The organism is Salinivibrio sp. IB282 (assembly GCF_001995685.1).
GTDB classification, from domain to species: domain Bacteria; phylum Pseudomonadota; class Gammaproteobacteria; order Enterobacterales; family Vibrionaceae; genus Salinivibrio; species Salinivibrio kushneri.
On the sequence record NZ_MUET01000078.1, the window covers coordinates 1 to 11,351 of the forward strand.

At 49.5% G+C, this 11,351-nt stretch carries 13 protein-coding genes; 8 read left to right on the forward strand and 5 right to left on the reverse strand.

Annotation, left to right across the window (positions count from 1 at the left end):
* The first annotated feature begins 32 nt into the window (after positions 1–32).
* Both BZG14_RS13145 and BZG14_RS13150 read left to right on the forward strand, forming a co-directional pair.
* A complete protein-coding gene (locus BZG14_RS13145) occupies positions 33–1,280 on the forward strand; it encodes an aromatic amino acid transport family protein (RefSeq protein ID WP_077608936.1) in 1,248 nt (415 codons plus the stop codon).
* Between the two features lie 287 nt (positions 1,281–1,567).
* Positions 1,568–1,753 (forward strand): DUF2798 domain-containing protein, encoded by a 186-nt coding sequence (locus BZG14_RS13150; RefSeq protein WP_269601163.1) that lies wholly within the window; start codon positions 1,568–1,570, stop codon positions 1,751–1,753.
* Between the two features lie 296 nt (positions 1,754–2,049).
* Here the strand turns inward: BZG14_RS13150 and BZG14_RS13155 are convergent, their stop codons facing one another.
* From BZG14_RS13155 to BZG14_RS15715, 3 genes are all read right to left on the reverse strand, one after another.
* Positions 2,050–3,975: a RecQ family ATP-dependent DNA helicase gene (locus tag BZG14_RS13155; RefSeq protein WP_077608937.1), complete on the reverse strand. Its 1,926-nt coding sequence runs from the start codon at positions 3,973–3,975 to the stop codon at positions 2,050–2,052.
* A gap of 159 nt (positions 3,976–4,134) precedes the next feature.
* On the reverse strand, positions 4,135–4,743 hold the full coding sequence (locus BZG14_RS13160) for a bifunctional 4-hydroxy-2-oxoglutarate aldolase/2-dehydro-3-deoxy-phosphogluconate aldolase (RefSeq protein ID WP_077608938.1): 609 nt from the start codon (positions 4,741–4,743) through the stop codon (positions 4,135–4,137).
* Between the two features lie 49 nt (positions 4,744–4,792).
* Positions 4,793–4,990: a hypothetical protein gene (locus tag BZG14_RS15715; protein WP_198532064.1), complete on the reverse strand. Its 198-nt coding sequence runs from the start codon at positions 4,988–4,990 to the stop codon at positions 4,793–4,795.
* Positions 4,991–5,496: 506 nt separating this feature from the next.
* On the opposite strand from BZG14_RS15715, the gene BZG14_RS13165 reads away from it, so the two are divergent.
* From BZG14_RS13165 to mobI, 6 genes are all read left to right on the forward strand, one after another.
* Complete coding sequence (locus BZG14_RS13165) at positions 5,497–6,345, forward strand: hypothetical protein (protein WP_077608939.1); 849 nt, start codon at positions 5,497–5,499, stop codon at positions 6,343–6,345.
* Positions 6,338–6,751 (forward strand): hypothetical protein, encoded by a 414-nt coding sequence (locus BZG14_RS13170; protein ID WP_077608940.1) that lies wholly within the window; start codon positions 6,338–6,340, stop codon positions 6,749–6,751. The genes BZG14_RS13165 and BZG14_RS13170 overlap by 8 nt, the downstream gene beginning before the upstream one ends.
* 214 nt (positions 6,752–6,965) lie before the next feature.
* Positions 6,966–7,211, forward strand: a complete 246-nt coding sequence (locus BZG14_RS15720) for a hypothetical protein (RefSeq protein ID WP_198532065.1) — start codon at positions 6,966–6,968, stop codon at positions 7,209–7,211.
* A gap of 120 nt (positions 7,212–7,331) precedes the next feature.
* Positions 7,332–7,961 (forward strand): recombinase family protein, encoded by a 630-nt coding sequence (locus BZG14_RS13180; RefSeq protein ID WP_077608942.1) that lies wholly within the window; start codon positions 7,332–7,334, stop codon positions 7,959–7,961.
* Between the two features lie 41 nt (positions 7,962–8,002).
* Positions 8,003–8,158 (forward strand): hypothetical protein, encoded by a 156-nt coding sequence (locus BZG14_RS15725; RefSeq protein ID WP_008929699.1) that lies wholly within the window; start codon positions 8,003–8,005, stop codon positions 8,156–8,158.
* 108 nt (positions 8,159–8,266) lie between these two features.
* Positions 8,267–8,839 carry a conjugative transfer protein MobI(A/C) gene (mobI, locus tag BZG14_RS13185; RefSeq protein WP_077608943.1) on the forward strand — a complete coding sequence of 191 codons (573 nt, stop codon included), beginning with the start codon at positions 8,267–8,269 and terminating at the stop codon, positions 8,837–8,839.
* A 290-nt stretch (positions 8,840–9,129) separates the two neighbouring features.
* Here the strand turns inward: mobI and BZG14_RS13190 are convergent, their stop codons facing one another.
* On the reverse strand, positions 9,130–10,338 hold the full coding sequence (locus BZG14_RS13190; protein WP_077608944.1) for an IS256 family transposase: 1,209 nt from the start codon (positions 10,336–10,338) through the stop codon (positions 9,130–9,132).
* Between the two features lie 61 nt (positions 10,339–10,399).
* Positions 10,400–10,930, reverse strand: a complete 531-nt coding sequence (locus BZG14_RS13195; RefSeq protein WP_443509051.1) for a transposase — start codon at positions 10,928–10,930, stop codon at positions 10,400–10,402.
* Positions 10,931–11,351: the final 421 nt, after the last annotated feature.

The following is an 11,351-nucleotide window of genomic DNA, read 5'->3' on the forward strand; positions in this document are numbered from 1 at the left end:
CACACAAAATATTATAACTAAGAGAGTTTGACGTGAACCAGACTATAGATATCTCCTCAAAAAGAGTATCCCACCGTTGGACCCAACATGATACCCATTGGGCACTGAGTTTGTTCGGTACCGCAGTGGGAGCCGGGATCCTGTTCCTTCCGATTAATCTTGGGATGGGGGGCTTTTGGCCACTCCTAATTATGGCCGTACTGGCGTTTCCGATGACGTTTATGGCTCATCGAGGCCTAGCACGTTTTGTGCTGTCGTCGCGCCACAAAGATGCCGATTTCACCGATGTCGTTGCCGAGCACTTCGGCAGCCAGGCAGGCCGTTTGATCTCCGTGCTGTATTTCCTTTCTATTTTCCCGATTTTGTTGATATATGGCGTTGGGTTGACCAATACCGTTGATAGCTTTTTGGTTAATCAACTCGGATGGGCGTCGCCAAACCGCGTCATGCTGTCTGGTGTGTTAGTCGCAGGTATGATTGCGATCATGATGGGTGGTGAGCGCCTAATGCTGCGCGCCTTCGCGGCGATGGTTTATCCGCTGGTGGCTATCTTGGCGTTTTTGTCTTTCTATCTAATACCATCATGGCAAGCACCGAACCTTGCGATGCCCACGATGGGAGAACTGGGAATGAATCTTTGGCTAGCGGTGCCTGTGGTGATCTTTTCGTTCAGCCACGCCGCGGCAATTTCGAGTTTTGCTAATATTCAACGCCGTCACTATGGTGATGACGCACAAGGCAAGTCAGAGCAAATTCTTAAACGCGCGGGCGTGATGTTAGTTGCCTTTGTGCTGCTGTTTGTGTTCTCGTGCGTGCTGACGCTCACTCCAGCACAAATGGCGGAAGCGAAAGCGCAAAATGTGTCAGTGCTCTCATACCTTGCTAATGTCACCCAAAATCCATTTATTGGCACTTTGGGGCCATTAGTTGCTTTCATTGCGATCACCTCTTCGTTTTTGGGCCACTTCTTGGGCGCGCGTGAGAGCCTCAATGGCCTGGTGACCAAACACAGCACATTGACYTATAAAAAGGCTGATAAACTTGGCGTGATAGTGATGTTCTTTGCTATTTGGTGGTGTGCGGTGATTAACCCCAGCATCCTCGATATGATGGGCGCATTATCTGGGCCTGTGATTGCGATGATCCTATTTATTATGCCAACGGTTGCGGCCTATAAAGTCAAAGCACTGGCACAGTATCGCGGTAAAGCGGGGACGTACTTTATCTTTGTGACTGGCATGTTGGCGATTTCGGCATTGCTTTATAACTTGATAGGCTAATGAAGAACCCGTTATAACCTGTTAAAAGCGTCCAATGGGCGCTTTTAGGCCTCTAAGCGCAAGTAAAAAACGCGATCACGGCTTCATATGGTGAGTCGTCACTACTGAATTTTATGGAGAGTGACTGACAACCCTCCCTTAAACTCTCCCTCAATAATGTACTAAGAGACCACTAACATTACTTGCTATTTTTCTTTTGTATCGCTAAAGTCTGAATATTAGTTTCTTCTTATGTAAAGGTCGCTATGCTGCCTAAACGATTTTTTCCTATTGTTGCGCCTTTTTTAATGTCAGTGTTAATGGTGACATTGATGACAGCGGTAATTACGGCTGTGAATACTGGGTTAAGTGATGGGTTTATTTGGCGTTGGGTTGAGGCTTTTATCGTCGCTTGGCCGATCGCATTCACCATTATTTTTCTCTCGTCAAAGCATGTACAGCGTTTAGCGCAGTGGTTATGCAGTCGCGATTAAAGATCAATCGAACACGTTGAGAACGGCGCAGTTCTTACCTTGCTTTTTAGCTTGATACATAGCTTTATCGGCATCAACAAGTTCACTGTTAGGCATACCATTTGGGTAGTAAGCCACGCTCAAACTTACTTATTATCAGTATATGATTAAAACCTCAGCGGCTGGGGATAAATGTCACCTTCCCCGAAACTGAGAGGATAGTATGTTGACGATGATGCAAAAAAATTCGGTAGTTTAGAGGCATGGGGTGGCGCACCGGGCGTTGCCAAGCTGCCGACGCACCACATTGTTATCCGTTACTGTTTGGCTTCGTGCTCAGCGAGGACATGAGCGTTGACTGTTTGAAACGGATACGACGCGAGGGCGCCAAAACCGGGTATTGTCTTCGCTTTGATTTTGGTATGGAGCGGCGAAGATAGACCGAGTAAAAAGCGCGTGGTCGCCGCGTGGCTTGGCGTTTCATCGCAAGCGGCGGCAAAGTGCTGACACCATGATGATAATTTTTGCACGTCGATCGCGGGTAACTCAGGACGGGGAGGTAAATGAGCAATATGTCCTTGGCATACCGAACAGTGACCACAGGTTGTTGGCGCGTCGCGATCACCAAAGTAGTCGGCAAGGCGCTGACTAATACAGGTTGAAGAGGCCAATAAAGCCAGTAATTGGTTGATGCGGGCCAGTTCGCTCTCTTCCTTTTTAACAAAAAGGTGATGTAATTGTTCGGCCTGCGCTTGAACATCAATCTCATGGGAGCTGACCGAAAAGACTTGCGTGGCTTGTTGGGTGGCAAGTGACAGCCAACCTTGTTCATGAAAATATTCCAGTGCTTTTAACGCGCGCTTTCTTTCTGCCCCAAAACGTTGCCACAGTTGTTGGAAGTCCATCTTGTACCAGGTTTTGGCTTTGACCGCGCATGCAAATAGCTGGGCTACAAATTCGCGCCGCTCACCCTGAAATTTAGCCGTAATGGTGTCTGGCGACGCAACACATTGGAACTTTACATCGGCAAAGTAACTGTATTGGCTGGTGAGCACGCCGGCCATTTCTAAATAAACCAGCAAGGTTTTAAGCGGTAAAAGGCGAATATTATACGTCCGTGACAGGCTGTGCAGCATAACTTCCCATTGTTGACCCGCTTGTTTTATTTCTTCCAGTACGCCTTGAATCGCCGCCTTGTCGGGTGTATCGCCATAGATAAAGTTTTCCAGCACATTCAGGCTAGACTGGTTGGCGAGCACAGTGCACGTAGCGTTTTCTCCGTCTCGTCCCGCGCGGCCAATTTCTTGGCTGTAGTTTTCAATCGACTTCGGCAAATCAAAATGGATGACACGGCGAATATCCGCCTTATCGACGCCCATCCCAAAGGCGATGGTCGCAACAATACACGGCGCACGACCCGACATAAATGCCTCTTGTATTGATACACGTGTCTCGTGATTCATGCCGGCATGGTAAGCGGTCGCGGGGATATGCTGGGTTTGTAGCCACTCGGCGATATTCTCCGCGGTCTGCTGCTGGGTGACATAAATGACGGTCGGCAAATCGGGGTCGTGCTTTAACTGCTCAACCAGCGCTTGCTGTTTTTGCGCCTCTTCCACGGCGACCACATTCAGGTGTAGGTTAGGACGATAAAAGCCGGTTAACGTGGTGTTATTTGTCGGGATGGCAAACTTTCGCTGCATGTCTTCAACCACTGCCGGCGTCGCAGTTGCGGTGAGAAGCAACACCTGTGGAATACTCAACTGCTCTCGGTAGGCGGGGAGTTTGAGATAATCGGGGCGAAAATTGTGGCCCCACTCAGAGATACAGTGTGCTTCATCTACGACCAATAGAGAGATCGGGATGGGGGCAATAAATTGGCGAAAGCGTTCGTTGTTTAACCGTTCGACCGAAATCATCAGGACTTTGATGTCGCCGCGACGGATCTGCTCCATCACTTGTTTAGTTTGCTCGGGAGTCTGCGTGGAATCAATGGTAGCGGCGGCAATGCCTTTACGGCGCATAAATGCGATTTGATCATGCATTAATGCTAGCAAAGGTGAAATCACTAGGGTTAAGTGGGGCAGTTGTGTGGCGGGCAGTTGATAGCACAATGACTTACCCGCACCGGTAGGAAAAATCGCACAGGCCGACTCCCCTTGCATTATCTGAGAAATCACCGACTCTTGTCCTGCACGAAATGATGAAAACCCAAAAACGTGCTCAAGTGCTTGTGCCAACATACCGTCTTTCCCCTACTTTTAACCAAGTGTCTGTTTATGAACAGGCGGGAAAAGGTATCGGCTATGTGCCGAGGTTGCAAGCACAGGCGGTATGCGTGCGAGCGGCCTCATTATCTTCAATAAGTGGGGTCGATCTTTTCTTAACGGATGCGAGAGCTATCACAGCGCCTCAATCAGTGCTGCGATCTCATCCCACCTTTGTTCATCAATCAACTTGGCGGGCACCATCCAAGTACCGCCACATGCCAGTACAGAGGGCAACGCGAGATAATCGCTCACGTTTTCTTCACTCACGCCGCCGGTTGGCATAAAGCTGACCGGGTACACCGCAGATAGCGCTTTTAACATCGCAATGCCTCCCGACGCTTCCGCGGGGAAAAACTTCAACGTATCAAGCCCAAGTTCCATGGCTTGCTCGACCAAACTCGGGTTGTTGATCCCAGGGACGATGGCAATCCCACGTTGTTGGCAATGTTTTACTGTAGTGGGATTAAGCCCAGGGCTAACAATAAAATCCGCCCCAGCGTCAATCGCAGCATCGACTTGTGCAGGCGTCAGCACCGTTCCGGCCCCAATCAGTAGCTCGGGATAGGCATCGCGCATTTGGCGGATAGCACTGGCAGCCGCGTCGGTACGAAAGGTGATTTCGGCGCACGGTAAGCCATTGTCGACCAAGGTTTTGGCAAGTGGGACGGCATCGTCCGCATTATTAATCGCAATCACCGGCACAATGCGAATTGCCTTGAGACGTTGGTTTAGTTCAGTCATGGGGGTCCCTTACAGTAAAATGCTTAATAGCGAGACAGTCACAAAGTCACTATTGAAACGGGTTCTCGCATAGTGTGAGGTAGCGACTCACATCACCCGATTGAACCGGGCAGACGGACTTCGTCGATTTTTCTTTTTGGAGTTGCAGTCGCTGACAGTCTTGGTGGTCCGGTGAAAAGTGTATCCATACGCTATCCATGGTCAAGGTGTTGGCAATGTAATAAACGTGCTGACGATGATCAGCCACATTGGTCCCGCGTCCAGTCCTCGACTTTTCATACCTTTTGGGAAACGATAGACATTGGTATTAATCGGCCAAAACCAGTCCATAATTACAAGATCAGCAGGCCGAGTTTCATCTTTTGGATCTGCTCAAACAATAAGTATAAAAAGCATTTAAAAATAACGTCTTATATTTACTTTGTTCGTTAATCACTCACAACTACCCATTCTACTACCCAAAAATAGAAAGTTTATCTCTGATTGGCCCAATCGGTTACTACCCATGATTATAAACTGGGATAAGTGGGAAACTGGGAATTCCTGATCCTTTTCCGGCTGCCTACCACCTCGTCTCAACCGAAGAAAACCTGCCAGCAAGTCTAGCAAGAGCGGCGCTCCTAGCGCATCTCTTCTAATTCAACGAAGTTTGTACTTAAAGTACAAAGTATTGATTTAATTGATTATTTTTTATTTTGTCTCTTGCATATTTGAAACTTTGTGCGAGTATTTTAGTAAACGCAGGAGTTCAAAATGACCCAGTTGAAGACCCTTTTTTTTGCTGTAACTACAGCCGCGCTCGCGGGTTGCGCTGCTACGCCTCGGAAGTATGACGACGAATCATCCCGCGCACTGAACCTGGCACGTGCCGGTGGCGTTTACGATCAGGATCTGCGGGACTCACCAGACGGCACTCGCTCTTACCGCAAAGGCTTGTTTACAACATTGTTAGATGTCGCCAGCTTGGCGACTTCATTTGATGCCCCACTTCGACATTTGTCTGGAACCCAGACTTTTATGTTTAACGCGACTGACATTATGGCGACCCCGGACAACCCTTCGGCGCGACCCAGTCTTATTGGCTGGATGCCGGGGTCACTGGCGGCGAATCAGGATGACGCCTATGAGCACTATGTTACGGTCGTAGATGAGGCTATCACCCATGCCGCCGAGTCGATGTCAATTACGGCAACGAAACTCACAGACGTAAAGACGCCGGAGATTGACGAGCACCCACTCATGTTGTGGTCGGTAACATCGGAGCGATATGGCTGTGGTAAGAGTAACTGCATCATCGCCTACAACATCCAGCAGCCGACTTACTGGAAGACTCCAAGCTATGTCACTGGGAGAGAAGCTGCCAGTTATAATATCGCTGCCAACCATCCCGAGGAATATTCTCGGCTGATATTTCGGCAGTCCGGTGACGAACGCACCTTTCCAGTAGGTGAGTTCTATAGTGCTGTCAGCGCCGACATGCCTCCCTGGATAGTGATGTACTTTCCACCAAACACCGTATTTCAGGACGGAGAGCCGCTCACCTATCCGGTGTTGTATGAACAGGGCCAACAGCTGATGTTCAAGGAGCCCAACCATGAGTGACTGGCATGATGAACTTGAGTTCGCGCTGTTGCCGCTTGAAGACGCCAAAATCGCTAGCGACTGCCTGACCTTTGTGGTCAGCAACGCCCTGAGTGAGCAAGGCATCTTCCATCAATGTCGTATCGGATACGCAGAGGACCGACTGAGCCGAATGGCCACTGCTCCCCATTGCTGGATCGAGCTCGAACAGGGTTGGTGTATCGATCTGCGGCTCAGACAGTGGCTGGGCGATGAGGACGACCTCCCTCATGGAGTATTCCAGCCATCCAACTATCCGCGAGTTCGATATCAAGGTAGTGCGCTGCTGGTTCCAAACCTAGGCTTAGAGGATCTGATGGTGATGACAAATGATTTCTACGACAAAGTGAAAATGCCATGGTTGTTCGAGCAGGTCAGAGCGGCCTAATGCTTGGCAAAACTTGCATTTTCTCAGGTTCTGGTAGCCTCGAAGTAAAGAGCTATCGGGGGCTGAAACCATGATGAGGGTGACAAGAATAGTAGCAGTGGGGCTCGCCGGGATCGGAGTTGTGGAGCTCGTCTTAAGGGGTACCGATGCAGCGCTTTACGCATGGTATCTATTGTTCGTGCTCTGGGTGGTCCTACTGCTCATTCGCTTCGCAATGGCCGCAGTCGATGCTTACAAGACGGTTTTCACCAAGGGGCCCGATGGGCAAATGACGTTTCCTGAATTCGAGAAAAAGATGGCGTCGTTTAGTCGAGATGGTGGTAGGGAAGAAAATGGTCCAAGCAGCACGACAACCTCCGGCACCGGGAGTCAAAAAGACGCAGGCGATCCGTTCGATGACTTCAGAGTCAATCCGATCCTCCGAGAAGATGATCCGTTCGGGGAGTTTTTCGACTCTTGAGGTGGTTCCTGATGGGTACACATCAGGAGAACCAACAATGCAAGCCGTTCAACATGATAAGGAACCATTTAAAACAGACCGGCCAGGCGGAACCACCTATAACAGACCAAGGAGGCCTTAATGTTTATACGCGCCTATTTGAGAGCATCGACCCAGGAACAAAATGCCGCGAGGGCCAAAGCATCGCTAATCCAGTTTGCCGAGCAACACGATCAGCGCATTGCTGCCTTTTATACCGAGAACGTCTCCGGTGCCGCGCTGCATCGCCCCGAACTGATGCGACTGATCGCCGAATCTGGTGAAGGTGACATTGTGCTGGTAGAACAGATAGACCGGCTTGCCCGTCTGAAAAAGCAGGACTGGGATACGCTCAAACAGAAGTTGGCAGCCAAGCGATTGGCGATTGTCTCGCCCGAGTTACCAACGAGTTGGCTGGCATTGGACAAAAAAGACGACACCGGCTTTACCGACTCTATCTTGCAGGCTGTCAACAGCATGATGCTCGACATGCTGGCAGCGGTAGCCCGCAAAGATTACGAGGATAGGCGTCGACGCCAGAACCAAGGGATCAACAAGGCTCGCTGCGAGGGTAAGTATCAGGGGCGTCAACCTGATCTGAAAAGGCGGCAACACATCGCCAGTTTACTGCGCTCCGGTCATAGCTATAGTGAAATCCAGGACATCCTGGGTTGTTCTCGCCATCTGATTGCCTCTGTCGCAAAGGAACAAAGGGAGTCAGATGCAGCATAGGCTGAAATTTGCACTCAAAAAACGAAAACAGGAGAACTCACATGATCGATATGTCCGTCACACTCATTGCTTTCCTCGGCTTTGTTGCCGTTATCCTGGCGATCTGCGGTATCACATATCTGAATGCTGACAAGCTGGAAGCATTTCTCAACCGGAAGTTTAAAGCACGCCGCCAGGTCGATAAAAATTCCAGATAATTTGGGGTAAACGGCTACTTTTGCCCAAATTGGCAAATTAGGGACCCGTGGGTTTGTCTCTACTACCAGTAGCATTTTTCTTGAACATCAACCAACAGGAGAATGCTAATGAACAAACCCAATACTATCGAGGAGATTACCGAGCAGTGGCACGAGATGGCGCGTGCCAAGGAATTTGATCATTACCAGGGGCGGCGAATGGCGCTTGATCACTGTCGACAGTACCTACAATCGCTATTCAAAAGCCTGGACATGGAGCGAGCGCGTCTACGCTATCTCGCTCAGCGACTGTCGGACCATTTTTGGGCACACAATGAGGCTCATCGAACCAAGGAAACGAGAGGCTACCCTGGTCATCACGGCTGCCGGGTAAGAATGCTGCGTGGTAGTTTAGAAATGCACTGGTACTACAACAAATTTGTACGAGTGAAAAACGGTAAGGGACATGCGGTTTTCAGTGAACATATCCGTCGAGCCCTGAAACACCGGTACTCAAAACCAGCATTTAACCGCGCTCACGACTGGGAAAGGCCCATCATTGAAGAGACCGAAGCCGGGTTTGAGATGGTGCGTATTATGAATGCAAACCTCACTCACATGCGCCGTCTCGTCAGAGCAAACCTGAAGCAGTTGGATCGCTTGGAGGCGCATTTAGATAGCCTACAGCCCCCAAAAACCTAAAAAAACCGTTCAGGCCCGTCCCTTCCGGCGGGCTTAATGCACCCATTTTTCCATCTGGAAAGGAGCCAAAACTTTCACATGTGAAAGCTCTATAGGACAAATCAAAATGATTGCATGATGTAGGTTTGTGTAATAAGGTGGCCAACATCGGTAGATTTCAAGGTAGTTGACGAGATTTTCTAATTAAGCGGCACTTTTTTGACCGCCTCGTTGATTGTCTTCTGGTTTTCCTGGATTTAGCGTGACAGCACTAACAGGGAGGGTGTTCATAGTTCTGTGTCACCCAACGTTTAAAGATCTACGTAGTCGTCGAGCCGTCCTTCGAAGTGGATGCTCAGTTGGGACAATGTCAGGTTCCAATTCTGTACCGGATGCGTCCACTTCTCTGACGCCTTCAACATACCTGCATACAGCAACTTGAGCAATGCGTTCTCGTTGGAAAAGCCACCCTTGGTCTTCGTCAGTTTGCGGAATTGGAGATGAACAGCCTCAACGGCATTGGTCGTGTAAATCGCTTTGCGGACCTGTTCTGGGTACTTGAAGTACACCGATAGGTTTTCCCATTTGCTGCGCCACGACTTTATGACCAGTGGATATTGAGTACCCCATTTACTTTCCAGTTCATCTAACGCTTGCTCTGCGGCGTTTTGGGTCGTCGCTCGGTAAACGCACTTCAGATCGGACATAAAGGCTTTCTGATTCTTGCTAGCCACGTACTTCATGCTGTTGCGGATCTGATGGATGATGCAGAGCTGAACCTCCGTCTTGGGATAGACAGTTTCAATGGCTTCAGGGAAGCCCTTTAATCCATCGACCGAGGCAATAAGGATGTCTTTGACGCCACGGTTTTGTAGGTCTGTCAGTACATTTAACCAGTAACGGGCACCTTCACTTTCTGAGAGATAAAGGCCAAGTAGTTCCTTTTTGCCCTCGATATTCAGCCCTAAGATTGTGTACAGGGCTTTAGAGACGAAGCGGCCATTTTCTTTGATTTTGTAATGGATAGCATCTAACCAGACGAAGGGGTAAACCGCCTCCAATTCGCGTTCTTGCCAGGCGCGTAGCTCAGGCACCAAACGGTCTGTAATGGCGTTTATCGTGCCATTGGACACTTCAGTCCCATACATCTCAAGAAGGTACTCACGAATGCTTTTGTAGCTATTCCCAAGAGCAAATAATGAGATGATATTACGCTCCATCTCATCGGTTAGCCGAGTCTGATACTTCTTAACGGTCTGCGGCTCGAAAGAGCCGTTGCGATCACGGGGCGTGTCTAGTTCGAACGAGCCTGAAGCGGTTTTGATGGTTTGCTGAGAGACACCGTTTTTGCGGTTAGGCTGACCCTCTTTGGTCAGGTGCTCATCCATCTCAGCAGCCAAAGCAGCTTCGGTGATCTGTTTAATCAACGGCGTTAGCAGTCCATCTTTCCCGTTGAGGCCCTGTCCAGATTGCAGTGCCTTAGCAAAAGCTTGAATATCAATTTCGTATTTGTCGGACATTGATGTATCACTCCCTGTTGAGGGTTAACTATAGGAGTGACACAGACTTTTGAACACTACCCTAACACGTCCAGTCACGCGTTTCTTTAGCCCAACGCTCAGGATGCTTGGCTTTTGCCTGCTGATAGACGGCATGCCGTTTCGCTAACACCTGAGTATCCTGGTTGCGGTGTCTTTGCGCTGGCGTGACGAATTTAATCGCGCTATGGCGATGTTCATTGTTGTACCAGTTGACGAAGTTCAACATCCATTCACGCGCAGCGCCCAGTCTCTCAAAGCCATGTGCCGGGTAGTTAGGGCGGTACTTGGCTGTGCGGAACAATGATTCTGAGTAGGCATTATCGTTACTGACACCAGGGCGGTTGAAGGAAGTACGGATACTCATCTCATCCAACTTGGCGCGTAAGGTCAGTGATTTCATCGGTCCGCCATTGTCAGCGTGTAGATAACGTGGCTTTACCAAGCAACCTTCACTGAGCGTCGCGCGTTCAATGAGTTGAGACGCAAGCGTACCGCATTCACGGTCATGAACTTCCCAGCCGACGATTTTCCGACTGTAAATATCGATGATCATATAAAGATACCAATACAGGCCACGTACATTCGAAGTGTAGTGGCATAGTGAATTTGGCCACTACAATCGGTAAGTCACTGTCGCTCAGACTCATACGCTGTCACAACCCAGCGTAGCCACAGGCACTTAACTCCAAGTATCGTAGTCTGTGGATTTCAGATAGACTCGTGGTTCAATTTAAGCATCCATGCTAGCCCTGAACTCCGGGCACACTATAGCTGATATCCCACGTCCAGATTTCACTCGGCTGACTGGCCTGATGAGACGTCGGCTCTGTCGCTGGCTGGCGGCTTGGCTTTACCTCGATGGTGAAGTTGGTCATTCGCTTTCACAGCACGCGATAGATCGTGGATTCACTGGCGATATATTCGCCTTGATCAGCCAGTCGTGGAACGATTTGGCTCGGAGGTAAACTGGCGTAGTCAGCGTCATTGCAGAC